This is a genomic window from Aliiroseovarius sp., from assembly GCF_030148435.1.
Classification (GTDB): Bacteria; Pseudomonadota; Alphaproteobacteria; order Rhodobacterales; family Rhodobacteraceae; genus JASBTN01.
Genome location: NZ_JASBTN010000007.1, coordinates 37656 through 61177, shown reverse-complemented (window position 1 = coordinate 61177; position 23522 = coordinate 37656). Strand labels below are relative to the sequence as shown.

Below are 23522 nucleotides of genomic sequence, written 5' to 3'. Positions count from 1 at the left end.
AATCCCATCTTTTACAGGTTCTTAGCAGATGAGGCGCAATGATGTCCCAACCTGAATTGGAGAGACGTCGGATGAGCGAGCACAGGAACATGGGGGCAGGCGACCCCGAGGCGGTCTGGAGCAGCCCGCTCGACCACGCGATCAACCAACGTGACAGGGACACGTTGGACATGGTGCGCAAAGCCATCGACGCCAACCAGATCGAACTGGCCTACCAACCGGTGGTTCAGGCCGCACGCCCCGATCAGGTGGCCTTCTACGAAGGGCTGATCCGGGTGTTGGACGACAGCGGCAGGGTGATCCCCGCACGGGAATTCATCAACGTGGTCGAAAACCAGGAAATCGGCCGCGTGCTGGACACGCTGGCGCTGGAAAAGGGACTGACGTCCCTGGCGGATGAACCCGGCCTGCGCCTGTCGATCAACATGTCGGCACGCTCCATCGGTTATCCACGCTGGAACGAGACGATGAAACATTGGCTGGCCCATGACCCGCTGATCGGGGAGCGCCTTATCCTCGAAATCACCGAACGGACCGCCATCGTCATGCCGGACCTTGTTCAGGTCTTCATGGCCGATCTGCAATCGCGTGGCGTTTCCTTTGCGCTCGACGATTTCGGCTCGGGCTACACCGCCTTCCGCTACCTCAAGGATTTCTTTTTCGACATCCTCAAGATCGACGGGGAATTCATCCAGGGCATTCACGCCAACCCGGACAACCAGGTTCTGACTCAGGCGCTCTTGTCCGTAGCGCGGCACTTCGACATGTTCACCGTGGCCGAAAACGTCGAGACGCTGGAGGATGCGGAATTCCTGGCCTCGATCGGGGTGGATTGCATGCAGGGGTACTTTTTCGGCGCACCGACCATCCGCCCTTGGTGGCAACAGGAAGAGCAGCGCGCCCACGCCTGATCCGATGCCATTCCAAGGGCAATGGATCCTTTGGCGCGGCGCGCCGGGCACGAAAACCGACGCCCGCCTCATCAATTCCGGCAGCCCGCGCACGCGCGGGTTGATTTTTTCTGCATCGCAGCATACACAAGCGCCGACGGAATGACGCGGAAGTAGGATTCGGACTGTTCCTGCTGAGGGGGCACCCGTATTGTGACCGCGACGTCACTGACACGAGGTAGAGGACCACATCATGACCAATGTCGTAATCGTTTCCGCCGCCCGGACTGCCGTTGGCAGTTTCTCGGGCTCGTTTGCCAACACCCCGGCCCATGATCTGGGCGCCGCCGTGCTGGAGGCGATCGTGGAACGCGCCGGCATTGACAAGGCAGACGTTTCCGAAACCATCCTGGGCCAGGTGCTGAGCCACGGCCAAGGTCAGAACCCGGCCCGCCAGGCCCATATCAACGCCGGCCTGCCGATCGAAAGCGCTGCCTGGGGCATCAACCAGGTCTGCGGCTCCGGCCTGCGCACCGTCGCCCTGGGCGCACAGCACATTCAACTGGGTGATGCCGCAATCGTCGCCGCCGGTGGCCAGGAAAACATGTCCATGTCGCCCCATGTCGCCAACCTGCGGGCTGGCCACAAGATGGGCGACATGAAATTCATCGACTCGATGATCAAGGACGGCCTGTGGGATGCGTTCAACGGCTACCACATGGGCCAGACCGCCGAAAACGTCGCCGAACAGTGGCAGATCACCCGCGAGATGCAGGATGAATTCGCCGTCGCCTCGCAGAACAAGGCCGAAGCCGCCCAGAAGGCCGGCAAGTTCGCCGACGAGATCACACCCTTTACCGTGAAGACCCGCAAGGGCGACATCATCGTCGATCAGGACGAATACATCCGCCACGGCGCCACCATGGAAGCGATGCAGAAACTGCGCCCCGCCTTCGTGCGGGACGGCGGCACCGTGACTGCCGCCAACGCCTCGGGCATCAACGACGGCGCCGCCGCCGTGCTGCTGATGTCGGCCGAAGAAGCCGAGAAACGCGGCCTGGAGCCGCTGGCCCGTATCGCCTCCTATGCGACCGCCGGCCTGGACCCGTCGATCATGGGCGTCGGCCCGATCCACGCCAGCCGCAAGGCGCTGGACAAGGCCGGCTGGAACGCCGCCGACCTGGACCTGGTCGAAGCCAACGAAGCCTTCGCCGCCCAGGCCTGCGCCGTGAACAAGGACATGGAATGGGATCCGGCCAAGGTGAACGTGAACGGCGGCGCCATTGCCATCGGCCACCCGATTGGCGCCTCGGGCTGCCGCATTCTGAACACCCTGCTGTTCGAGATGAAGCGGTCGGACGCCAAGAAGGGCCTGGCCACGCTCTGCATCGGTGGCGGCATGGGCGTCGCCATGTGCCTGGAGCGCCCGTAAGGGTTCGCAGGAAGCTCAATGAAAAGGGCGCTGCGGCGCCCTTTTTTATAGCAATTCCAAAAAAACGCCGCGTCGCGGCGAAATGTTTGCGCAATAATGTTGCGCGAGAGTTTTTCACTGAGTAATCAAGTTACCAAGAGACAGATTCGCCAAATTGGAGGGACACATGGCTAAAGTTGCACTCGTCACGGGGGGCTCGCGCGGTATTGGCGCGGCTATTTCCAAGAAACTGAAGGCCGACGGCTATGACGTCGCCGCCACCTACGCCGGGAACGACGAGGCCGCCGCCAAGTTCACCGAAGAGACCGGCATCAAGACCTACAAGTGGAACGTCGGCGACTATGACGACAGCGCCGCCGGTATCGCGAAGGTCGAAGCCGACCTGGGTCCGGTCGACGTGGTCGTCGCCAACGCCGGCATCACCCGCGACGCGCCGTTCCACAAGATGACCAAGGACCAGTGGCAGCAGGTGATCGACACCAACCTGACCGGCGTGTTCAACACTGTGCACCCGATCTGGCCCGGCATGCGCGAACGCAAGTTCGGACGCGTCATCGTGATCAGCTCGATCAACGGTCAGAAAGGTCAATTCGGCCAGGTCAACTATGCCGCCACCAAGGCTGGCGATCTGGGGATCGTCAAATCTCTGGCCCAGGAAGGCGCCCGTTTCGGCATCACCGCCAACGCCATCTGCCCCGGCTATATCGCGACTGAGATGGTCATGGCGGTGCCGGAGAAAGTGCGCGACGCCATCATCGGCCAGATTCCGGCCGGCCGCCTGGGTGAGCCCGAGGAAATCGCCCGTTGCGTGGCCTTCCTGGCCGCCGATGACAGCGAGTTCGTCAACGGCTCGACCATCTCGGCCAACGGCGCGCAGTTCTTCGTCTGAAGGCGATACGATTTTGGCAGGCTGCGCCCCGGTGCGGCCTGCCTTTCCCCGCGAACGGGCGGCGCCAGCGCCTTCGGTTCAACACCTCCCAGAAACTATACCAGTAACGCCCGAACCGATGACCTGCTCGATCTTCGGTTGGGATCGGACGTTGTTGGCACGGCATTTTCCATGCGATCGCCAGTCCCATACATGACGAAAACCCCGTCTGAGCAGCGAAGTCCCGCGTGACACCACCAACTCCATCGCAACGATGCAGCGGGTGAAGCAGCACTATCGTCGGGGGGGGCGGCAATTGTTCGAAATCGCCGTGCTGCGATGCGGGCCCGGCCGCTTAACGAAGCGGTGCAGGTCCTGTTGGGGCGGGGGTTGCGGAGCCCCGAGTTCCGCGAGCTCTTCGTCGGTGCCCATGCCCTTTCAAGGGCACGGGCCGGGCGCAGGCGCTGCAGGGGCAACCTGCTGCGCCCCTTTCGCTAGGTGCGCGTCAGCCAGCGCCAGGCAGCACGCACGGCCATCGCGCGCTCGTAATGGGCCCGGGCGTAGATCGCGGTCATCGCGGGTGTGGTTGCAGTTTCCAGCATCGTCGCTCTCCTAGTGATCAATCATTCCTGAACTGTTTTCAATATGCACCCTTATATAAAAGGCGACAAACGAGACTTCACAAGGCATCAGTTAAGTGATACTTAATTGAAATGCCTAATCGCCTCCCCCCCCTGACCGCCTTGCGCGCCTTTGACGCTGCCGCCCGCCACATGTCATTTCAGGAGGCGGCGGCAGAGCTCAACGTGACCCCGGCCGCCCTGTCCTTTCAGATCAAATCGCTGGAGCAGCATCTGGGCACACCCGTGTTTCACCGTCTGAACCGCGCGGTCGAACTGACCGAGGCAGGCCGCGCCCTGGCCCCCGGGGTCAAGGACGGGTTCGAGACCCTGACCACCGCCTGGCGTGCCGCGCGCCGCCTGCTGGACAATCGCACCCTGACAGTCACCGCCGGCCCCGGCTTTACAGCGAAATGGCTGGCTCCACGCCTGTACGACTTTGCCCGCGCGTACCCGGACATCGACCTGCGCTTTGTCGCCAGCCTGCGCATGATGGATTTCACCCGCGACGAGGTCGACGTGGCGATCCGGTTCGGGTATGGCGACGATGTCGGGCTCTACTCCCTGCCCCTGCGCCGAGAGTGGGTAACTCCGGTCATGATACCCGAACTGGCCCGCCAGTTCCCTACGCCGGAAAGCCTGCGAGAGGCCCCCATCCTGTTCGACGAGTCCATCGACTTTCTGAAACCCGCCTGTGATTGGCCGACCTGGTTTCGCGCCGTCGGGATGGATTTTGAACCGGATCACGGCCCCCGGTTTTCGCAAGCGGACCACGCGGTGGACGCGGCCATGGCCGGGGCCGGAGTGGTGCTGGGCCGGCGCGCCATGGTGGTGCGCGCCCTGCACGAGGGCACTCTGGTCGCACCCTACAAGATCGCACTGCAAAGCCAGGCCCAGTTCCGGTTCCTGTGCCAGAAAGGCGCCGAGGATCGACCGCAGATCAAGGCATTTCGCGACTGGGTCTTGGACGAGTTGGAGAAAACCGCCTATGTGTCCGAGGCACTGACCGTCATCCCCGTCGAGGACATCCCCTCCGCATGACACGCCCACAGGCCACCGGCATCGGCTTCATCGCCGTTCTTCTCTGGGCGCTGCTGGCGCTGTTCACCGTGGGCTCCGCCCCGGTGCCGCCGTTTCAGCTGACCGCGATCAGCTTTGCAATTGGCGGGACGATCGGGCTGATCTGGGTTGCCGCGACTGGAGGGTTCGGGGTATTACGCACGATCCCATGGCGGGTCTATGCCTTCGGGACCGCGGGGCTGTTCGGCTATCATTTCCTGTATTTTTCCGCCCTGCGCATGGCTCCTGCTGCCGAGGCCGGGCTGATCGCCTATCTCTGGCCCCTGTTGATTGTTCTGTTTTCCGGGCTGCTGCCCGGTGAGCATCTGCGGGGCGGACACGTGGTCGGGGCGCTGGTGTCTTTTGCGGGCGCCGCGTTGATCGTGCTGCGGAGCGCGAGCGGGTTTGACGCCTCCGCCCTGCCCGGCTTTGCCCTGGCCGCTGCCTGTGCGCTGACCTGGTCGGGCTATTCGGTGCTGTCGCGCCGTCTGGGCTCGACGCCGACCGCATCGGTCGCGGTGTTCTGCCTTGCCACGGCCCTGCTGTCAGGCGTCGCCCACCTGGCGCTGGAGGACACGGTCATGCCGGTTGGCGCACTTGGCTGGGCCTCGGTTCTGGGCCTGGGACTCGGCCCCGTCGGGCTGGCCTTCTATGTCTGGGATGTGGGGGTGAAACGCGGCGACATCCAGCTGTTGGGCGTGGCGTCCTATGCGGCGCCCCTGCTGTCGACTTTGGCGTTGATCCTGGCCGGTGTGGCCCAAGCCACCTGGCCCCTTCTCGTCGCGGCGGTTCTGATCACCGGGGGCGCTGCGCTGGCCGCACGCGCAAGCACGAGGGCCAGCGCCAAGGTTTGAGCGGGGCGCATCGCCGCCCCTTGCGCGTGTCAGGCGGTGGCCGACGACAGGCGCTCGATCTCTTCCTTGAGCTTGAGTTTCTGCTTTTTCAGCTCGCTGATTTCCTGGTCGCTCGATCCCGGTGCGCGTTGCACCTCTTCGACCTTTTCGGAGAGGAGTTCGTGTTTCTTCCGAAGTTCTTCCAGATGCGAACTCATGCTCATGGGCGTATCTCCTCTGACTGTTTTGCCCAACGAGTGCACCACACTTTCAGGGCTTTGTCACGGGCCTGTTGCAAAGAGATTGACGCGATTACGTCGCACCCCGGACGGCACGATCATCTGGTGGCCGGTGGCCGGTAACAGAACAAAAGTGCCACGTGCGGATGTCTCGGGGCAGCCGGTCACTCCGCAGGGAAACGCTGTTACCACAGGGGAAAGGCCGCCCCTTCGCGCAGGATCGCGCTGACCTCGGGGCGGTAGCTTTCGGCATCACCAACATGTTCCGCCCCATCGTGCAGGATCAGCGGCGTGGCCAGGCGGAAGGCCCCGCGCCCGCCCTTGCGGGCCTGCACCAGAACCAGCACGGCGGCGCGTCCTTCACGCGGACAGAGCGGTTTGACCAGCACCGAGCCCAGCCGGTCATCCATGGCACCCAGAATCTCGGGCAGCCGCTCAGCTTTCTGAATCATGGTCAGAAATCCCTTGTGTTTCAGACGCTTGGTCGCCACGTCAACCCAGTCGCGCAGCGGCGTATCCTCGACCAGGGCCGCCTCACGCAGTGGATCCGGCGCGACGGTGCCGCGGTCACGCAGATGGTAGGGCGGGTTCATGATGACATGATCGAAGCTTTCGTCCTTCACTTCGGCCGGCAGCCGCATCAGATCGCAATTGTGCACATCCAACGGGATCGAGTTTTCGAACGCGTTCTTTTCGCAGAGATCGGCATATTCCGCTATACGCTCGACGCCGGCCAGCCGAAGGCCCGGAACGCGGCGGCCAAGGCACAGGGACGCGGCGCCGACACCGCAGCCCAGTTCCAGCACCGTTTCGCCAGCATGCGCCGCGATCGAGGCCGCCAGGAACACGGGATCCACCCCCGCGCGGTATCCGTTCCGGGGTTGGAACAGCATTACATCACCGCCCAGAAACTTGTCCGCAGTCACCGCGTCGCGCGCAAAACCCATGCTAACCCTCCAGTTCAATGTCATTGTCCCGCAGGATGGCACGGGCTCGAAACAGGTCCTGGTCCCGGACCATAAGCCGACGAGGTAAAATTCCTATTGATCCCTCCAGCGTGCTCATATGGACGTCCATCGCAAAGCAGTCTATACCTTCGCCCTCGAGAAGGGCGGTCGCAAATGGGATCAGAACCGGGTTCGTGGTGCGCAGAAGCTCTTTCATGATCAGATGCTTAAGGGCAAGCCCCCGGGTTTGTCGAGATACAAGGCCCAAGCAGGGGTCAGGGTGACGGGAACGTGAAGATGCTGGACGAAGCCGCAACCAAGCCGCACGAGCGCCTGGGGGCGCATCTTGCCGAAGACATGAACGCGGTCAATGACCTGATTCGCACCCGTATGGCGTCGAAACACGCCCCCCGCATCCCCGAGGTCACGGCACATCTGGTCGAGGCCGGCGGCAAGCGCCTGCGCCCGATGCTGACCCTGGCCTCCGCGCGCATGTGCGGCTACGAGGGGCCCTATCACGTACACCTGGCCGCGACGGTCGAATTCATCCACACCGCCACTCTTCTGCATGACGACGTGGTCGATGAAAGCGCCCAGCGGCGCGGGCGTCCCACCGCCAACCTCTTGTGGGACAACAAGTCCAGCGTGCTGGTCGGCGACTACCTGTTCTCGCGCGCATTCCAGCTGATGACCGAAACCGGGTCGATCGACGTATTGCGCATCCTCTCGAATGCCTCGGCCACGATTGCCGAGGGCGAGGTGCTGCAACTGACCGCGGCACAGGACCTGGCCACCGACGAGGCGATCTATCTGCAGGTCGTGCGCGGCAAGACCGCCGCGCTGTTCTCGGCGGCAACCGAGGTGGGCGGCGTGATTGCCGATGCCGACGAGGCCCAGACACAGGCGCTCTATGACTATGGCGATGCGCTGGGGATTTCCTTCCAGATCGTCGATGACCTCTTGGACTACTGGGGCGGCGACGCCACCGGCAAGAACATCGGTGACGACTTCCGCGAGCGCAAGCTGACCCTGCCAGTGATCAAGGCCGTGGCCAAGGCGGATACCGAAGAGCGCGCCTTCTGGACCCGCACGATCGAGAAGGGCCGCCAGCAAGACGGTGATCTGGACCATGCGCTGGAGCTTCTGAACAAGCACAATGCGCTGGAAGAGACTCGTCAGGAAGCGCTGGCCTGGGCCGAGAAGGCCAAGACCGCAATGGCCCTGCTGCCCGAAGGCGACATCCGCCAGATGCTGACGGATATTGCCGACTACGTGGTGGCCCGGGTCAACTGACCTGGCTTAGCTGAGCCTGGTTGCCTGAACCCACCAGGTCGGCTGGGCTTGCCTAAGCCGTTCTGCGGCCTGCGCCGCGGCTTGGGCCGTGGGAAACAATCCGAAACAGGTCGCGCCGGAGCCGGACATGCGGGTGAGTGTGACGCCATCGCAGCCGTGTAGCGCCTCCATCACCTCCGCAATCGCCGGAGCCCGGGCAATCGCCGGAACCTCCAGATCATTGCGCTGGGTGGCGAGCCATTGGGTCAGCGCCGCCGCATCTTTCCAGCGCGGCAGGCGTTTCGGCATCGGGGCATTCTTCTTCTGCGCCAGCGCCTTGAACACCACGGGCGTGGGCACATCCACGCCGGGGTTCACCAGAACGGCATGCAATGCGGGCATCCCCGCGACCGGCTCCACCACCTCGCCGATCCCCGACATGCGCGCGGCCTGGCGCAGGAGGCAGACCCGCACATCCGCGCCCAGAACGGACACGTCCGGCAGGCGTTTTTCGTCGAGCAGGTCGGCAATCGCCAGCACCGTCGCCGCCGCATCCGAACTTCCGCCGCCGATCCCGGCCGCCGCCGGCAGGTGTTTCGACAGCAGCATGCGGACCGGCACCCCGAACAGGTCCGCTGCTTTCATCACCAGGTTGGACCCGTCCGTGGGCACACCGTCAGCCATTGGGCCAGTGATCTCCAGCGACATCTTCTCGGCGGGCATGACGGTCACACGGTCGCCCACATCGGCAAAGACCACCAGGCTGTCGAGCAGGTGGTATCCATCCGCCCGCTGCCCGGTCACGTGCAGGGTCAGGTTTACCTTGGCGGGGGCGAAGGCCTTGAGAGTGCTCATGCGGGAATCACTCGGCCGGATGCAGCGGATTCGCGCCTTCCTCTTCCAGCACGATGTCCAGCCCGACTTCGAGCTTGCGGCGGATGCGGTCCGGCTTGATTTCCTCCAGGTTGCTGTCTTCGACGATGAAGGACAGGGCGCGGGACCACTGGAATTCCGCCTCGCGCTTGCGCCCGACCGCCCAGTAGGTGTCGCCCAGGTGATCGTTGACCACCGGATCGACCGGCATGAGCTCCACCGCGCGCTCCATCTGCTCGACCGCTTCCTCGTATCGGCCCAGCCGGAAATAGACCCAGCCGAGGCTGTCGACGATATATCCCGAGCGGGGCTCGGCCGCGACCGCCTGTTCGATCATCGACAGGGCTTCGTCGAGGTTCGTACGCATTTCGACAAAGGAATAGCCCAGATAGTTCAGCACGCTCGCCTGGCCCGGGTTCAACTCCAGCGCCTTGCGGAAATCGGCCTCGGCCTGTGGCCAATGCTTGAGCCGTTCATGGGTGATGGCGCGGGCAAAGAAAACCCCCCAGCGGTGGCTGGCCGGGTCGGGGCCATAGAGCGTGATCGCCGCATCATAGGCGGCTGCGGCCTCTTCGAACCGATCCTCGAAACGCAGCGTATCGCCCAGTGCCACGTGGATCGGCGCCAGGTTGGGATAGGACTTGGCCAGAGCATTCAATTCGCCAATCGCCTCTTCGACCCGATCCATGCGCCGCAGCGCATCAGCCCGGCCCAATGCGGCCTCGGGATAGGCATAGAAATCCGGCGAGACACGGCCATATGAGGCGACAGCCAGTTCGTACCTTTCCAACATTTCCAGCAGTTGGGCCGACAGGATCGCCGCCTCGTACAGCACCGGGTCCAGATATTCGGCCACGCGCGAATAAAGCAGCACGAACTGTGGATCGGCCTCCGCCGCCAGTGTATCGGCGACGGTGAAAAACACCCGCGCAATGCCTTCCCGAGGGTGGCTGATCGCCGTGAAGGTCACGGCTTCGCCCGCGACCAGGCGCGCCCGCAATCCGACCAGTTCCTCGGCGGTATCTTCGGCGAACAGCCGGTCGATCAGCGCGACCGCCTCTTCCTGCCGGTCCAGCTGGCTGAGGATCTGCGCATAGCCCATGACCCCGCGCCGGTTCATCTGCAGCGTGCCTTCCTCCTGGGTCAGGATATCGGCTGCGGTCTCGAAGTCGCCGACCAGGGCAAGGGCCATCGCCTTGTGATACATCGCGAACGAGCGCGACCCTTCATCCCCAGCCAGTTCATCCAGAAGCGCGAGCGACTGGCTCATGCGCCCCGCACCCATATGCGCCCAGGCCCGGATCATCTGATCCATCAACCCGCCGACACTTACCCCGCCGTCCAGCATTTCCAGCACCAGCGCCCAGTTCTCGGCCTGCATGGCACCGGACAGCAGGACCAGACCGGCAATCTGGTTGCCCGGGTCCAACTGCATCAGGCGCCGTGCGACGGGAACAGCCGGATCAATGTCCCCCAGCCCGATCTGCGCCACCAGCAGGCCCTGCATGATCTCGATGTTCGACGGGTCGCGCGCAAGCGCCCGGGTGCCGTAATCGACCACGGCGCTGTAGTCGCCATTCATGTCCGCGGACCGTGCGGCGAGGTAGGAGCCGGCCGAGCCATCCGCATGGAGGGCCGCCGGAGCCAGAGACGACAGGACAAGCGCAAGCGCCGTAAGCGGGCGGGAGAAAAAGCGGAAATGCGGCAAGGGGGCCTCGTTCTGAAAGGGTTCCGGGGAAACCTAAGCGGCCTCGGTGCCGGGCGCAATGAGAGAGCCGGAAACCTCGCGGATATTTGCGCGTGTTGGGAATTATGGGCGGGGCGGGGCGAACATCGGCTTCGCGAAACCCCGACTGGCCCTGCGCATGCGCGGGACCGGAACGCAAAAGGGGCGCCCTGTCGGACGCCCCTCTGCCGCGATCCTTGGCGGGATCACATGTTCGGGTAATTTGGCCCGTCGCCGCCCTGCGGGACCGTCCAGGTGATGTTCTGGCTGGGATCCTTGATGTCGCAGGTCTTGCAGTGCACGCAGTTCTGGAAGTTCACCACGAAGCGCGGCGCGGCGCCCTCTTCCGCGATCACCTCATAGACCCCGGCCGGGCAGTAGCGCTGCGCGGGTTCGGCGAACTTGGGCAGGTTGACCGAGATCGGCAATTTTTCGTCCGCCAGCTTCAGGTGACAGGGCTGGCTTTCCTCGTGGTTCGTCGCCGCGAAGGACACGTTGGTCAGCCGGTCGAAGCTGATCTTGCCATCCGGTTTCGGATAATCGATTTCCTTGTGCTTGTCGGCCGGCTCGGTCGCCTGCGCGTCGTTCTTGCCGTGTTTCAGCGTACCGAACAGCGAAAAGCCCAGCAGCGACTGGAACCACATGTCGAACCCGCCAAGTACCAGCGAGGGCAGCATGCCCCACTTGGACCACATCGGTTTGACGTTGCGCACCTTGATCAGGTCCTTGGCAACCGGGCCCGAGCGCAGCTCCTGTTCGTATTCGATCAGGTCATCGCCCGAACGGTCGGCTTTGATTGCCTTGACGGCGGCCTCGGCGGCAGCCATGCCCGACAGCATCGCATTGTGGTTGCCCTTGATGCGCGGCACGTTCACCAGACCCACGGAACAGCCCAGCAGCGCCCCGCCCGGGAAGCTGGCCTTGGGCATCGACTGATAGCCACCTTCGGAAATGGCCCGCGCGCCATAGGCCACACGCTTGCCGCCTTCCAGGAGCTTGGCGATCTCGGGGTGATGTTTGAAGCGCTGGAATTCCATGTAGGGGTACAGATGCGGGTTCTTGTAGTTCAGGTGAACCACGAAACCGACGAAGACCTGATTGTTTTCCAGGTGGTAGATGAAGCTGCCACCGCCCGCGTTGCCGCCCAGCGGCCAGCCCATCGTGTGGGTCACGGTGCCTTCCCGGTGCTTCTCCGGGTCGATCTCCCAGATTTCCTTCATGCCGATGCCGAATTTCTGCACATCCCGGCCGGCCTGCAGGTCGTATTTGGCGATGATCTCTTTCGCGAGGCTGCCGCGCACGCCTTCCGAGATGAAGACGTATTTGCCGTGCAGTTCCATACCCGGTTCGGTGCCGGGGCCGTAAGACCCGTCGGGCTCCAGCCCGAACACGCCGGCAACCACGCCCTTCACTTCGCCATTGTCACCATAAACCAGTTCGGAACAGGCCATGCCCGGGAAAATCTCGACACCCAGTTCCTCGGCCTGTTCGGCCATCCAGCGGCAAACATTCGCCATCGAGACGATGTATTTGCCGTGGTTGTTCATCAGGGGCGGCATCGGCCAGTTGGGGATGCGGATATGGCCCGCTTCGCCCAGCATGAAGAAGTTGTCCTTCTTCACCTCGGTCTTGATCGGCGCGCCCTTTTCCTTCCAGTCCGGGATCAGCTTGTCCAGACCGCAGGTGTCCAGAACGGCGCCCGACAGGATATGCGCGCCCACTTCCGAGCCCTTTTCAAGGACCACGACGGACAGGTCTTCGTCCAGCTGTTTCAGACGGATGGCGGCCGACAGGCCAGCGGGGCCCGCGCCCACGATGACCACATCGTATTCCATGCTTTCGCGTTCGATCTCGCTCATGATCTTTCCTTTGATCCTTAGCTCTCGCAACTTCGTTATCCGCTGCCCCGGACAGGGTCAATCACCGCACGACCTCCGGGGCGTATTCCGCGACGTCCCGCGTCGCTTTTCGCGACATGTTTGCGCTGACAGGGTGTTGAGGGTCCGGTTTGCGGAACGCGAAGGCGGAATCGCCCTGCTCAGACCATGATCGCGGCCGCGCGGGCGTCGCGACGGCGCAGCCAAACCCACAGGCCCGTCATCACCAGGATCGAAACATAGCCATCCACCGCATAGTGGTAGCCCGTATAGACCGACAGGAACAGGATCACCGCAACGAAGAGCACGCCGATGGGTGCGGTCCAGCGCGAGCGTTCGATGAGATAAAGCCCAGTGACCATCGCGACGGACACATGCACGCTTGGAAAGGCCGAAATGCCCGACCCGAAGGCCTGGCCCCTTTCGACATAGACGGTCCAGAGGTTCTCCTGAATGGCCGGGAGATTGGTTCCGGCCATCGGGCTCGATTTCAGCACCGCGATCATCTCGGCAAAGCGGTCGGCCTCCAGCAGCCGGTCATAGAAGATCGGCCCGGCGGAGTTGAACACCAGCGCCAGCACGTTGCCGATAAAGGCCCAGGCCATCACATAAAGCACCATAAAACGGCGTACGCGAAGCCGATCCTTGTCGAAGGCCGCCAGAAAGACCGGCACGCAGAGCGCCGGAAAGGCCCAGACCGACAGATAGACGGGCAAGATCGCCTCCATCGGCAGAAGCGCGCCCAGATCATGGGTCAGCCGCCACGGGTCGACGCCGAAATGCAAGAGCCGGTCCAGCTCGGCGAACATCGGATCGGCCCAGAAGGGCACGATATAGGGCATCGAGGTCTTGATCAGCCCAAAGGCGCTGTGAAAGGCAAGGGTGCCGATCAGCGCGAAGATCACCGCCACGACGATCTGACGCGCGCCTTCCGGGCGACGCAGGACCGAGTTCACCATCGACAGGCCCAGAAGTCCGGCCGCGACCTGGGTCAAGCCCGGCGCCTGGCTGACGGCCGTGGTCCAGACCGCCACCAGTGCATCGATCGGGACGTCGCGGGTCAGAAAGACGATCACGATGGCCAGCGCCAGATAGGCGAAGCCGAGTTTCAGGTAGCCCAACATGCGGTTGCCCGTATTCCGTTTACGTTTCTTTTCGTTTTCGCGGGCGTTTTTTGCACCCGTCATCTGCTGGGGTGCAAGGCTATTCGCGAATGGCGGCAGGGCCTATTGACTTTGCCCATGCGCCCGGCATTTAACACTAGCTGTTGCATTTTTCCCTCCGGGCGATGGATACTCGGGGGCGACACCGAAACGAGCCGAAAAGAGCCAGGGCCTTCATGGACAAGATACCGATGACCCGCGCGGGAAATAACGCGCTGAATGACGAGTTGAAGCAGCTTAAATCGGTCGAGCGGCCGGCGGTGATCAAGGCGATCGCCGAGGCGCGCGAGCACGGCGATCTTTCCGAAAACGCCGAGTATCACGCCGCGCGTGAAAAACAGAGCTTCATCGAGGGCCGGGTCAAGGAGCTGGAAGGCATCCTGTCGCTGGCCGATGTGATCGACCCGACCTCGCTGTCGGGCACGATCAAGTTCGGCGCCACCGTCAAGCTGGTGGACGAGGATACGGAAGTGGAAAAGACCTTTCAGATCGTCGGCGAACCCGAGGCCGATATCGAGGCCGGCAAGCTGAACATCAAGTCGCCTCTGGCCCGTGCCCTGATCGGCAAGGAGGAAGGCGACAGCGTCGAGGTGCGCACGCCGGGCGGTGAAAAGGCCTACGAGATCCTCGAAATCAATTGGATCTGACCCCGCCTTCGGGACGGGCCGGACCAGGGGGACCGGTGTCATGAGTGACCAGGGATGAGCGACGAAAGACAGGACACGCCGATCGAGCTGGGCGTCTACGGCCAGCAGGGCCCGCGGCGCGTGCTGGGCACGAGCGAGATGATCGCCCTGATCCTGTCCGTGGTCTGGCTTGTCGGCTGCACCGTGTTCTTCCTTGTCCTCGGGGGCGGAGATACCCCGGGCACACCGGGCCTGGTGGCCGATCCGCTGCGCTTTGTCATGACGGCGCTGGCCATCTTCATGCCGGTCGCGATCATCTGGGTTGCCGCAGCGGCGACGCGCTCGGCCCGGATCATGCGCGAGGAAAGTGCGCGTCTGCAGGCCGCGATCGACGCCATGCGACACACCTACCTGCAACAGCAGCAGGCCGGCGGCGTGAAGCCCAGCCAGGTGGAACGCAAGCTGGACGAGATCGCCCACGCCCAGAAACAGACCGAAAGCGCCATCGCGACCTTTACCTCGATCCGTCCGGGAGAACCGCCGCAAGTCTCGACCGGGTCGGCCATCGTCGGCGATGCCGGCACCGGGGATGCGGGCGATCAGGTTGCCCTGCCCCTGGGCACCCCGGCCGATGCCCTGTCGCCGCCTCTGCCGATGGGTGATTTCATCCGCGCCATGCATTTCCCCGAGAACGCCAAGGATGCCGAGGGCTTTCGCGCCCTGCGCCGCGCGTTGCAGGATCGTCAGGTCGCGGGGCTGGTGCAGGCCGCGCAGGACGTGCTGACCCTGATGAGCCAGGACGGCATCTATATGGATGACCTGCGCCCCGACATGGCGCGCCCGGAGGTCTGGCGCAAATTCGCAGAAGGCGAACGCGGCCGCGCCATTGCGCCGCTCGGCGGGGTGCGCGACCGTTCTTCGCTGGCGTTGACGGCAGGCCGCATGCGCAAGGATCCCATCTTTCGCGACGCCGCCCACCATTTCCTGCGCAAGTTCGATCTGGTCTTTTCAGCATTCGAAAAAAGCGCTTCCGACCAGGACATCGCCGCCATGGCCGAGACCCGCACCGCCCGCGCCTTCATGCTGCTGGGCCGTGTCACGGGCACTTTCGACTGACCCTCAGACGGTGCTCAGCAGCAGGCTGGTTTCACTGTTCGATATCCCGTCCACCATGCGCACCTCGCGCAGCACCCGGTCGAAGGCCTCCAGCGACGAGGTGCGCAGCTCCGCCACCAGATCCCACTTGCCGTTCGTGGTGTGCAGCAGATGCAGCTCCGGCAATCCGCGCAGGTGACGGATCACCTGGCTGGTCGACTTGCCCACCACCTCGATCATCATCACCGCGCGGATCGTGTCATCGGCGTGATCCTCACGCACCCGCACCGTAAAGCCCAGAAGCGCGCCGGAATTCAACAGCCGGTCGATGCGGTTCTGTACCGTGGTGCGCGACACGCCCAGCGCGCCCGCCAGGGTCGAGACCGCCGCCCGCCCATCAGCCCGCAGAAGCGCGATCAGCTGGCGGTCGAGATCATCAAAGACATGCTTAACTTCTGCCATTTTGCCATCCTTCCTATGCAAATTGCACGAATGCGCAACAAATCTCTACCAACTTGGCCATTTCTACGCAATTTGCGTAATGTGACACTGGGGTATGCTGAAAAGGAGTCCGCCAATGCCCGCCACCCGACAAGCCGCCCCCGCCCCATCCGAACTCGCCTTCGTGCCCTTTGTCTCGGTCGAGAACATGATGCGCCTTGTGAACCGTCTGGGCGTGGAGACCATGATCGCCGGCATCTGCGATTACCTCGAACAGGATTTCCGCCGCTGGGAGGCTTTCGACAAGACCCCGCGCGTGGCCAGCCATTCGCGCGAGGGGGTGATCGAGCTGATGCCGACTTCGGATGGCGAGGTCTACGGGTTCAAATACGTGAACGGCCATCCGAAGAACACCAAGGAGGGGTTGCAGACCGTGACCGCCTTCGGGCTGCTGGCGGATGTCTATACCGGCTATCCCGTATTGCTGTCGGAAATGACCGTACTGACGGCGCTGCGCACCGCAGCGACCTCGGCGCTGGCGACCAGAACCCTCGCCCCCAAAGGCGCGACCACCATGGCGATGATCGGCAATGGCGCACAGTCGGAATTCCAGGCGCTGGCGCTGAAAGCCATCTGCGGTATCGAGACCGTGCGCATGTATGACATCGACCCGGCCGCCACGGCCAAGGCTGCCGCAAACCTCAAGGGCAAGATGAATGTCGTCTCCTGCAAGACGCCCGAACAGGCCATGGAAGGCGCGCAGGTCATCACCACCTGCACTGCCGACAAGCAATATGCCACGATCCTGACCGACAATATGGTAGGCAGCGGGGTGCATATCAACGCGATCGGCGGTGACTGCCCGGGCAAGACGGAACTGCACAGGGACATCCTGCACCGCGCCGAGGTTTTCGTCGAATACACACCACAGACCCGGATCGAAGGCGAGATCCAGCAAGTGGGCGAGGATTTCCAAGTCACCGAGATCTGGGAGGTGCTGACCGGTGCGAAACCGGGCCGCACCGATACCCGCCAGATTACCCTGTTCGACGGGGTCGGCTTCGCGATCGAGGACTTTTCCGCCCTGCGCTACGTGCGCGATCAACTGGAGGGCACCGGGCTCTACCAGCAGCTCGACATGCTGGCCGACCCGGACGATCCGCGCGACCTGTTCGGCATGGTGGCGCGGGCGGGAGTGAGCGCATGATGCACCGCGCCATTTCGGTTCAGGCGCCCGGCTCCGTCGTGATGATCCGCCCGCACCACTTTGCCGTGAATGCGCAGACCGCGGCGGACAATGCCTTTCAGGCAGACCGCCCGGCGGATGCCGCCGCCGCTCACGCGGAAATCTCCGTGGCCGCCGAACTGCTGCGCGCCCGAGGTGTGCGGGTGCATCTGTTCGAGGATGAAACCCGGGACACGCCCGACAGCGTGTTTCCGAACAACTGGTTCTCGACGCACGCGGGCGGGCATGTGGCGATCTATCCGATGAAGCCGGAAAACCGCCGGGCCGAACGCCGGCGGGACGTGATCGAGATGCTGAAACGCGACTATCGCGTGCAGGATATCATCGACTACTCGGGGCTGGAGGCGGATGGCCTGTTCCTGGAAGGCACCGGCGCCATGGTTCTGGATCACATCGACCGGGTCGCCTATGCGGTGGAAAGCCACCGCACCAGCCCCATCGCGCTGGAGCGTTTCTGCACCCATTTCAACTATGAACCCATGGCCTTTGCAGCGGCGGACGCAGGGGGCGTGCCGGTCTATCACACCAATGTCCTGATGTGCGTCGGTACGGGGTTTGCTCTGATCGGGAGCGACATGATCTGCGATCCCGCCCGTCGTGCCGAAGTCACGCAACGGCTTGAGCTGGCGGGGCGGGACGTGATCGCGCTGAACGAGGCACAGATCGCTGCCTTTGCAGGCAATGCGATCGAGTTGCAGGGGGCTATGGGACGGTTGCTGGCGCTCTCTACCACTGCGCTGGACGCGTTGGACGACGATCAGAAAGCCCGGATCGAACAGACCGCCGCCCTGGTGCCTCTGGACATCCCCACGATCGAAATGGCCGGCGGATCGGTGCGCTGCACCATCGCGGGAATTCACCTGTCCCCACGGCCACAAAGCTGAGCGCCCCGGAACGGGCGGGGCGGGATCAGGCGCGCCCGCCCTCGGCCGACAGAAGCAGCGGGTCGATCCCCAGCTTGGCAAGCGCGGCGGACCATTTTCCGCCGATATCGGCGGAAAAAACGATCATTTCATCCGCATCCACGGTCAGCCAGGCATTCTGCTGCAGCTCTCCCTCAAGCTGCCCGGGCGCCCAACCGGCATAGCCAAGCGCGGCCAGGCTCTGGGCCGGGCCGAGGCCGCGCGCGATATCCTCCAGAATATCCCGCGTCGCGGTCATCGAAAACGCCTCGTCCACCTGAAGGGTCGAGGGCGAGCCATGATAATCCCGGCTGTGCAACACGAACCCACGTCCGGTCTCGACCGGGCCACCAAAGAAAACGCCAACGTCCCGGCTGCCCGCGCCTTTGTCGATGTCGAGCTGGTCCAGAAGATCGTCCAGTGCCAGGTCCGGCGTGGGCTTGTTCACGATCAGCCCCATCGCCCCTTCGGCCGAGTGCGCGCAAAGGAACACCACGGATTTCTCGAATCGGGGATCGCCCATGCCCGGCATCGCGATCAGAAGCTGACCTGACAGGTCGTTTGGGGTTTCGGTCGCGGTGTCCATAATTCCAGCATGGGGCGCGGCCCGGGAATTGACAAGGGGAACAGGCTGATGGCGGCGACAGATCGCGCGGGCGTGAGGAAGATTTGATTTCCCCCCGCCCAACAACCGACTATGTATCGGGGATGCGCAGCCCGACCTGGATCGCCCCTTTTGCCATGACCCTGACCGCAGCCTTTCTGGGCGCCGCGGTTGGCCTTTCCGCGCCGGCCGCCCTGGCGAGCGGGCATTATGACCCGGACGAGGCCGCCCGGGTTGCGATGCTGCCGGGTTGGCGCGAAGCGGATGGCACACATATGGCTGCCCTGCACGTGGCCCTTGGCGACGGCTGGAAAACCTATTGGCGGGCGCCGGGAGATGCGGGCATACCGCCCAGCATCGACTGGTCGGGGTCCAGGAACCTCGCCTCGGTCTCCTACAAATGGCCGTTGCCCGAGGTCTTCGAACAGAACGGCCTGCGCACCATCGGATATCAGCGCGAACTGGTGCTACCGATCCAGATCACGCCACGCGACCCATCCGCCCCGGTGACGCTCAAGGCCCGCGTGACTTTGGGTGTCTGTCGCGATGTCTGCCTGCCGAAGCAGAGCCTCCTGAAGGTCGAATTGCCCAACCCCGGCGCGCCTGACGCGCGCATCTCCCGCGCCATGGGCCGGCGCCCGGACACCGCCGCCGAGGCGGGGGTCAGCGCCGTGCGCTGCCAGGTCACGCCAAGCGCCGATGGGCTTGAGATCACCGCCCACCTCACCCTGCCCCGCCAGGGCGGCAAGGAAGTCGTGGTGATGGAAACGGGAAACCCCGAGATCTGGGTCTCGGAAGCCCAAGTCACCCGCCGCGGCCCCACGCTGACCGCCAGCGCCGAGCTGGTCCCGCCGCCGGGCACGCCGATGGTGCTCGACCGTTCGGCGCTGCGCTTCACCGTGCTCGCCGAGGGGCGCGGCGTGGATGTCTTGGGCTGCGGGTCATAAGACCGAACAATCGAAAACTCAACGGTATGAGCGGGGTCAGCCGCGCGGGGCTGCCGCCCTCCTGAGCCGGTCATTGATCGCCCGCCCCAAACCGTGCTGCGGAATAGGCGAAACGGCAATCGGCATATCCCCGCCCGCATCCAGCGCGTGGAGATGGTGAAACAGGTTCGCCGCCGCCTCGACCAGATCACCGGATTCCGAGAGGTTCAGGTCGCATTCCACATGGCCGAAGCCAAGCAGGCGTTCGTCCGAATGTGGCCTGACCACGTTCAGCCGCATCGGCGCATCGGGGGCGTAATGCGACGCAAGCTGGCCGGGGGCCACGACATCCTCGCCGGCATGCACGGCCAACGGACCTCCCAGACAGGCCTCCAGCGCTTCGACCGGCAAGCCGCCGGGGCGCAGCAGGGTGGGTTCGGGGGCAAGCCCGACAATGGTGCTTTCCACCCCGACGTCACAGGCACCGCCGTCCACCACCGCTGCGATCCGGCCGGACAGCCCGTCGATCACATGAGCGGCCTCGGTCGGGCTGATTCGGCCCGACGGGTTGGCCGAAGGTGCGGCCACCGGCACACCGGCCGCTTCCAGCACCGAGACAGCCAGCGGATGGGCCGGCACGCGGATCGCCACCGTGTCCAGCCCGGCAGACACCAGCGGCGAGACCGAACCCGCCTTCAAGCGCAGCACCAGGGTGAGCGGCCCGGGCCAGAAAGCCGAGGCCAACCGGTCGGCCACATCGTCGAATTCGGCAATTTCGCGCGCCGCGCCGACCGTCGGCACATGCACGATCAGCGGGTTGAAATGGGGCCGCCCCTTGGCCTCGAAGATGCGCGCCACCGCCGTGTCGTCGGTCGCATTGGCGCCCAGGCCATAAACCGTCTCGGTCGGGAAGCTCACCAGGGCGCCACCTGCCAACAGTGCACCGGCCCGGGCAATCCCCTCGGGATCAGCCGCCAAAAGCTCGGTTTGCACATTCTCGCCCGCCATGACGCCGCGTTTTCCTTTGTCGAGTTCCAGACCTTGGGTAAGGGACACCTAACCGCCCCCGCCACGATTGCCAAGAAGGACCCGCCCATGCCCTATCGCGCCAACACCGATGATTTCCGTTTTCTCTTCGACAAGGTGGTCGGGTTCGACCAGGTGGCGGACACCGATCTGTTTGCCGAAGCGACGCCGGACATGGTTAGCGCAATCCTGACCGAAGCGGGCAAGATGTGTGAAGAGGTCATGGCCCCGGTGAACCGCGACGGCGACCTGACGCCGGCGGTTCTGGAAAACGGCGTGGTGCGCACCTCACCCGGATTTGCCGATGCCTATCGGGCCATCGCCGAAGGCGGCTGGATCGGCATGGCCGCCGATCCCGAATTCGGCGGCATGGGTCTGCCCCTGACCCTGCAGACGGCCGTGAATGACATGATGTCGGCCGCCGCCCTGTCGCTGCAACTCTGCCCGCTGATGACCCAGGGCCAGATCGAGGCGCTGGAACACCACGCTTCGGAAGAACTGAAATCGCTCTACCTGCCCAAGCTGATCACTGGCGAATGGGCGGGCACGATGAACCTGACCGAACCGCAGGCGGGCTCGGACGTGGGCGCACTGTCCTCGAAAGCCGAGGACAATGGTGACGGCACTTATTCCGTGACCGGGCAGAAGATCTTCATCTCCTGGGGCGACAATGACATTACCGAAAACGTCTGCCACCTGGTGCTCGCGCGCCTGCCCGATGGGGCGCCGGGCACGAAGGGGATCTCGTTGTTCCTGGTGCCGAAATTCATCCCGGGTGCCGATGGCGCTCCGGGTGAGGCGAATTCCCTGCGCGTGGTCAGCCTGGAACACAAGATGGGACTTCATGGATCGCCCACCGCCGTCATGTCCTTCGAAGGGGCCCAAGGCTGGATGATCGGTGAGCCGCACAAGGGCATGGCCGCCATGTTCACCATGATGAACAACGCCCGACTGGGTGTGGGCGTGCAGGGGCTGGGCGCCGGGGAGGGCGCCTATCAGAAGGCGCTGGAATACGCGCAGGAACGCAAGCAGGGCCGGACCCCGATTGCAGACGGCACCGGCATGATCATCGACTTCGCCGATGTGCGCCGCATGCTGACCACCATGAAGGCCGAGCTTTTCGCCGCGCGAGCCATCGCCCTGTCGGTCGCCGTTGCCCTGGACATGGGCCGCGCGACCGGGGACGTGGATTGGAAGGCCCGCGCGGCCTTCCTCACGCCGATCTGCAAGGCCTATGGCACCGAAACCGGTATCAGTGTCAGCCAGATGGGCATCCAGGTTCACGGCGGCATGGGCTTCATCGAGGAAACCGGCGCCGCGCAATACCTGCGTGACGTGCGCGTCACCGCGATCTACGAAGGCACCAACGGCATTCAGGCGATGGATCTGGTCGGCCGCAAGCTGATGGACGGGGGCGAGGCCGCCTTCCGCCTGCTTGAGGAAATCGAAACCCAGGCCGAAAAGGCCCGCGCCCAGTTCCCGAACATGTCCGAAGCCGTCTGGTCCGCCGCCGAAACCCTGCGCGAGACCACCGAATGGATGGTGGCGCAGGAGGACATGCAGGACCGTTTCGCCGGCGCCGTGCCCTTCCTCATGGGCTGGGCCCGCGTGCTGGGCGCGCATCTGCACCTGAAGGCGGCGATTGCCGAGGGCGGCAAAGGTCCGCGCACGGAACTGGCCCGTTTCCACATCAAGCGCCTGTTGCCGGAACATGTCGGCATGATGGCGCAGGCACAGGCAGGGGCCGCCGGGCTTTATGCGCTGTCGGTCGAGGATCTGACCTTTTGAGCGCGCCGCTGAGTTTCCCCTTCCCGGATACTCCGGGCGAAGGGGAGGCGATCGAGGTGGCGGACGGGGTCCTGTGGATGCGCCTGCCACTGCCGATGGCGCTGGATCACGTGAATGTCTTTGCCTTCGCCGATGACGACGGCTGGACCATTGTCGACACCGGGTTCGACACCCGCAAAAGCCGTGCAATCTGGCGAAAGCTGCTGGATGGCCCCTTGGCGGGCCGCCCGGTTGCGCGGGTGATCGTGACCCACCACCACCCGGATCACGTGGGACTGGCGGGCTGGTTCCAGAAGGACCACGGCGCCGAGCTGATCACCACCCGCACCGCCTGGCTGTTTGCCCGCATGTTGCTGCTGGACGAGCAGATGGAACCGGTGGACGAGACGCTGGCCTATTGGCGCGCGGCGGGGATGAACAAAACGGTCTATGAAAAACGCCTGCGTGAGCGACCCTTCAACTATGCCGACATCGTGGCCGACATGCCGCTGGGCTTCAAACGGATCAAGGAAGGCTCGGTCATTACCTTTGGCGGGCGCGACTGGGACGTGCGCATCGGCAATGGCCATGCCCCTGAACACGCGACGCTGTGGTCACGCGACGGGCAGCTGGTGATCGGCGGCGATCAATTGCTGGCAACGATCAGCCCGAACCTGGGCGTCTATGCCACGGAGCCCGAGGCCGACCCGGTGGGGGACTGGCTGGAGGCCAGCGAACGGCTCGGCCACTTTGCCTGTGAAAGCCAGCTTGTGCTGCCCGGCCACAAGCTGCCCTTTACCGGCCTGCCCACGCGCATGCGTCAGTTGACTGACAATCATCACGGTGCCTTGAAGCGGCTCGAAGCCTTTCTGACGGACCCCCACGTGGCAGGGGATTGCTTTCCGCCGCTGTTCAAGCGCACCATCGGTGAGGGCGAATACGGGCTGGCCCTGGTCGAAGCGGTGGGGCATCTGAACCACCTCTACCAGACCGGCCGCGTGACGCGGGTGCGTCGCGAGGACGGTGCGTGGCTCTGGCAAAAGGTTGAGACGAATGACGACTGAAGGCGAACCGCTGCCGAAGAACGGGA

Annotated in this window: 23 protein-coding genes; 13 read left to right on the top strand and 10 right to left on the bottom strand. The window is 64.1% G+C overall.

Translation table 11 applies throughout. From position 1 onward, the window contains the following. The first annotated feature begins 71 nt into the window (after positions 1-71). The 5 genes from Q1V43_RS01825 to Q1V43_RS01805 all read left to right on the top strand — a co-directional run bounded on the left by Q1V43_RS01825 (position 72) and on the right by Q1V43_RS01805 (position 5723). Complete coding sequence (locus Q1V43_RS01825; RefSeq protein WP_300513317.1) at positions 72-911, top strand: EAL domain-containing protein; 840 nt, start codon at positions 72-74, stop codon at positions 909-911. A gap of 232 nt (positions 912-1143) precedes the next feature. Next, on the top strand, positions 1144-2322 hold the full coding sequence (locus Q1V43_RS01820; protein ID WP_300513315.1) for an acetyl-CoA C-acetyltransferase: 1179 nt from the start codon (positions 1144-1146) through the stop codon (positions 2320-2322). 166 nt (positions 2323-2488) lie between these two features. Further along, on the top strand, positions 2489-3211 hold the full coding sequence (phbB, locus tag Q1V43_RS01815; protein WP_300513313.1) for an acetoacetyl-CoA reductase: 723 nt from the start codon (positions 2489-2491) through the stop codon (positions 3209-3211). Positions 3212-3903: 692 nt separating this feature from the next. Further along, a complete protein-coding gene (locus tag Q1V43_RS01810; RefSeq protein WP_300513311.1) occupies positions 3904-4851 on the top strand; it encodes a transcriptional regulator GcvA in 948 nt (315 codons plus the stop codon). Next, positions 4848-5723 carry an EamA family transporter gene (locus Q1V43_RS01805; RefSeq protein ID WP_300513309.1) on the top strand — a complete coding sequence of 292 codons (876 nt, stop codon included), beginning with the start codon at positions 4848-4850 and terminating at the stop codon, positions 5721-5723. Before Q1V43_RS01810 ends, Q1V43_RS01805 begins: the two co-directional genes overlap by 4 nt. Positions 5724-5752: 29 nt before the next feature. On the opposite strand, the gene Q1V43_RS01800 is transcribed toward Q1V43_RS01805, so the two are convergent. The 3 genes from Q1V43_RS01800 to Q1V43_RS01790 form a co-directional block, all read right to left on the bottom strand. Then, complete coding sequence (locus tag Q1V43_RS01800) at positions 5753-5926, bottom strand: DUF465 domain-containing protein (protein ID WP_300513307.1); 174 nt, start codon at positions 5924-5926, stop codon at positions 5753-5755. A gap of 200 nt (positions 5927-6126) precedes the next feature. Continuing rightward, the gene (locus tag Q1V43_RS01795) at positions 6127-6888 is read right to left on the bottom strand and encodes a methyltransferase (protein ID WP_300513305.1); all 762 of its coding nucleotides are present in this window, start codon (positions 6886-6888) and stop codon (positions 6127-6129) included. Position 6889: 1 nt separating this feature from the next. Further along, positions 6890-7105, bottom strand: a complete 216-nt coding sequence (locus Q1V43_RS01790; RefSeq protein WP_300513303.1) for a DUF2007 domain-containing protein — start codon at positions 7103-7105, stop codon at positions 6890-6892. Positions 7106-7185: 80 nt separating this feature from the next. On the opposite strand from Q1V43_RS01790, the gene Q1V43_RS01785 reads away from it, so the two are divergent. Further along, positions 7186-8181 carry a polyprenyl synthetase family protein gene (locus Q1V43_RS01785; protein ID WP_300513301.1) on the top strand — a complete coding sequence of 332 codons (996 nt, stop codon included), beginning with the start codon at positions 7186-7188 and terminating at the stop codon, positions 8179-8181. Between the two features lie 6 nt (positions 8182-8187). Here Q1V43_RS01785 and Q1V43_RS01780 read toward each other — a convergent pair whose 3' ends face one another. The 4 genes from Q1V43_RS01780 to Q1V43_RS01765 all read right to left on the bottom strand — a co-directional run bounded on the left by Q1V43_RS01780 (position 8188) and on the right by Q1V43_RS01765 (position 13823). Continuing rightward, on the bottom strand, positions 8188-9015 hold the full coding sequence (locus Q1V43_RS01780; RefSeq protein WP_300513299.1) for a 4-(cytidine 5'-diphospho)-2-C-methyl-D-erythritol kinase: 828 nt from the start codon (positions 9013-9015) through the stop codon (positions 8188-8190). 7 nt (positions 9016-9022) lie between these two features. Beyond that, positions 9023-10615: a tetratricopeptide repeat protein gene (locus Q1V43_RS01775; protein WP_300513297.1), complete on the bottom strand. Its 1593-nt coding sequence runs from the start codon at positions 10613-10615 to the stop codon at positions 9023-9025. A 350-nt stretch (positions 10616-10965) separates the two neighbouring features. Then, positions 10966-12618, bottom strand: a complete 1653-nt coding sequence (locus tag Q1V43_RS01770; RefSeq protein WP_300513295.1) for an electron transfer flavoprotein-ubiquinone oxidoreductase — start codon at positions 12616-12618, stop codon at positions 10966-10968. Between the two features lie 179 nt (positions 12619-12797). Next, on the bottom strand, positions 12798-13823 hold the full coding sequence (locus Q1V43_RS01765; protein ID WP_300513293.1) for a phosphatase PAP2 family protein: 1026 nt from the start codon (positions 13821-13823) through the stop codon (positions 12798-12800). Positions 13824-13975: 152 nt separating this feature from the next. On the opposite strand from Q1V43_RS01765, the gene greA reads away from it, so the two are divergent. Then, positions 13976-14446, top strand: a complete 471-nt coding sequence (greA, locus tag Q1V43_RS01760) for a transcription elongation factor GreA (protein WP_300513291.1) — start codon at positions 13976-13978, stop codon at positions 14444-14446. 54 nt (positions 14447-14500) lie between these two features. Next, the gene (locus Q1V43_RS01755) at positions 14501-15541 is read left to right on the top strand and encodes a hypothetical protein (RefSeq protein ID WP_300513289.1); all 1041 of its coding nucleotides are present in this window, start codon (positions 14501-14503) and stop codon (positions 15539-15541) included. 3 nt (positions 15542-15544) lie between these two features. Here Q1V43_RS01755 and Q1V43_RS01750 read toward each other — a convergent pair whose 3' ends face one another. Further along, positions 15545-15982, bottom strand: a complete 438-nt coding sequence (locus tag Q1V43_RS01750) for an Lrp/AsnC family transcriptional regulator (protein ID WP_300513287.1) — start codon at positions 15980-15982, stop codon at positions 15545-15547. A gap of 115 nt (positions 15983-16097) precedes the next feature. On the opposite strand from Q1V43_RS01750, the gene Q1V43_RS01745 reads away from it, so the two are divergent. Both Q1V43_RS01745 and ctlX read left to right on the top strand, forming a co-directional pair. Next, positions 16098-17168: an ornithine cyclodeaminase gene (locus Q1V43_RS01745; protein WP_300513285.1), complete on the top strand. Its 1071-nt coding sequence runs from the start codon at positions 16098-16100 to the stop codon at positions 17166-17168. Next, positions 17168-18091, top strand: a complete 924-nt coding sequence (gene ctlX, locus Q1V43_RS01740; protein WP_300513339.1) for a citrulline utilization hydrolase CtlX — start codon at positions 17168-17170, stop codon at positions 18089-18091. The genes Q1V43_RS01745 and ctlX overlap by 1 nt, the downstream gene beginning before the upstream one ends. A 25-nt stretch (positions 18092-18116) precedes the next feature. Here ctlX and Q1V43_RS01735 read toward each other — a convergent pair whose 3' ends face one another. Beyond that, positions 18117-18695, bottom strand: coding sequence for a YqgE/AlgH family protein (locus tag Q1V43_RS01735; protein ID WP_300513283.1), 579 nt, complete (start codon positions 18693-18695; stop codon positions 18117-18119). 122 nt (positions 18696-18817) lie between these two features. Here Q1V43_RS01735 and Q1V43_RS01730 point away from each other — a divergent pair, with 122 nt between their 5' ends. Continuing rightward, a complete protein-coding gene (locus Q1V43_RS01730) occupies positions 18818-19660 on the top strand; it encodes a protein-disulfide reductase DsbD domain-containing protein (protein WP_300513281.1) in 843 nt (280 codons plus the stop codon). Between the two features lie 36 nt (positions 19661-19696). Here Q1V43_RS01730 and Q1V43_RS01725 read toward each other — a convergent pair whose 3' ends face one another. Continuing rightward, a complete protein-coding gene (locus Q1V43_RS01725; protein ID WP_300513337.1) occupies positions 19697-20647 on the bottom strand; it encodes an L-threonylcarbamoyladenylate synthase in 951 nt (316 codons plus the stop codon). Between the two features lie 87 nt (positions 20648-20734). On the opposite strand from Q1V43_RS01725, the gene Q1V43_RS01720 reads away from it, so the two are divergent. Beyond that, positions 20735-22453, top strand: coding sequence for an acyl-CoA dehydrogenase (locus Q1V43_RS01720; protein WP_300513279.1), 1719 nt, complete (start codon positions 20735-20737; stop codon positions 22451-22453). Further along, a complete protein-coding gene (locus Q1V43_RS01715) occupies positions 22450-23496 on the top strand; it encodes an MBL fold metallo-hydrolase (protein ID WP_300513277.1) in 1047 nt (348 codons plus the stop codon). Before Q1V43_RS01720 ends, Q1V43_RS01715 begins: the two co-directional genes overlap by 4 nt. Positions 23497-23522: the final 26 nt, after the last annotated feature.

What these genes read in the sequence shown, in the direction of transcription:
- ctlX (WP_300513339.1), top strand. Translation starts at nt 17,168, where the DNA reads ATGCACCGCGCCATTTCGGTTCAGGCGCCCGGCTCCGTCGTGATGATC.
- Q1V43_RS01765 (WP_300513293.1), bottom strand. Translation starts at nt 13,823, where the DNA reads ATGACGGGTGCAAAAAACGCCCGCGAAAACGAAAAGAAACGTAAACGG.
- Q1V43_RS01735 (WP_300513283.1), bottom strand. Translation starts at nt 18,695, where the DNA reads ATGGACACCGCGACCGAAACCCCAAACGACCTGTCAGGTCAGCTTCTG.
- Q1V43_RS01820 (WP_300513315.1), top strand. Translation starts at nt 1,144, where the DNA reads ATGACCAATGTCGTAATCGTTTCCGCCGCCCGGACTGCCGTTGGCAGT.
- Q1V43_RS01825 (WP_300513317.1), top strand. Translation starts at nt 72, where the DNA reads ATGAGCGAGCACAGGAACATGGGGGCAGGCGACCCCGAGGCGGTCTGG.
- Q1V43_RS01755 (WP_300513289.1), top strand. Translation starts at nt 14,501, where the DNA reads ATGAGCGACGAAAGACAGGACACGCCGATCGAGCTGGGCGTCTACGGC.
- Q1V43_RS01725 (WP_300513337.1), bottom strand. Translation starts at nt 20,647, where the DNA reads ATGGCGGGCGAGAATGTGCAAACCGAGCTTTTGGCGGCTGATCCCGAG.
- Q1V43_RS01750 (WP_300513287.1), bottom strand. Translation starts at nt 15,982, where the DNA reads ATGGCAGAAGTTAAGCATGTCTTTGATGATCTCGACCGCCAGCTGATC.
- Q1V43_RS01800 (WP_300513307.1), bottom strand. Translation starts at nt 5,926, where the DNA reads ATGAGCATGAGTTCGCATCTGGAAGAACTTCGGAAGAAACACGAACTC.
- Q1V43_RS01805 (WP_300513309.1), top strand. Translation starts at nt 4,848, where the DNA reads ATGACACGCCCACAGGCCACCGGCATCGGCTTCATCGCCGTTCTTCTC.
- Q1V43_RS01720 (WP_300513279.1), top strand. Translation starts at nt 20,735, where the DNA reads ATGCCCTATCGCGCCAACACCGATGATTTCCGTTTTCTCTTCGACAAG.
- phbB (WP_300513313.1), top strand. Translation starts at nt 2,489, where the DNA reads ATGGCTAAAGTTGCACTCGTCACGGGGGGCTCGCGCGGTATTGGCGCG.
- Q1V43_RS01795 (WP_300513305.1), bottom strand. Translation starts at nt 6,888, where the DNA reads ATGGGTTTTGCGCGCGACGCGGTGACTGCGGACAAGTTTCTGGGCGGT.
- greA (WP_300513291.1), top strand. Translation starts at nt 13,976, where the DNA reads ATGGACAAGATACCGATGACCCGCGCGGGAAATAACGCGCTGAATGAC.
- Q1V43_RS01770 (WP_300513295.1), bottom strand. Translation starts at nt 12,618, where the DNA reads ATGAGCGAGATCGAACGCGAAAGCATGGAATACGATGTGGTCATCGTG.
- Q1V43_RS01775 (WP_300513297.1), bottom strand. Translation starts at nt 10,615, where the DNA reads ATGAATGGCGACTACAGCGCCGTGGTCGATTACGGCACCCGGGCGCTT.
- Q1V43_RS01730 (WP_300513281.1), top strand. Translation starts at nt 18,818, where the DNA reads ATGCGCAGCCCGACCTGGATCGCCCCTTTTGCCATGACCCTGACCGCA.
- Q1V43_RS01780 (WP_300513299.1), bottom strand. Translation starts at nt 9,015, where the DNA reads ATGAGCACTCTCAAGGCCTTCGCCCCCGCCAAGGTAAACCTGACCCTG.
- Q1V43_RS01810 (WP_300513311.1), top strand. Translation starts at nt 3,904, where the DNA reads ATGCCTAATCGCCTCCCCCCCCTGACCGCCTTGCGCGCCTTTGACGCT.
- Q1V43_RS01745 (WP_300513285.1), top strand. Translation starts at nt 16,098, where the DNA reads ATGCCCGCCACCCGACAAGCCGCCCCCGCCCCATCCGAACTCGCCTTC.
- Q1V43_RS01785 (WP_300513301.1), top strand. Translation starts at nt 7,186, where the DNA reads ATGCTGGACGAAGCCGCAACCAAGCCGCACGAGCGCCTGGGGGCGCAT.
- Q1V43_RS01790 (WP_300513303.1), bottom strand. Translation starts at nt 7,105, where the DNA reads ATGAAAGAGCTTCTGCGCACCACGAACCCGGTTCTGATCCCATTTGCG.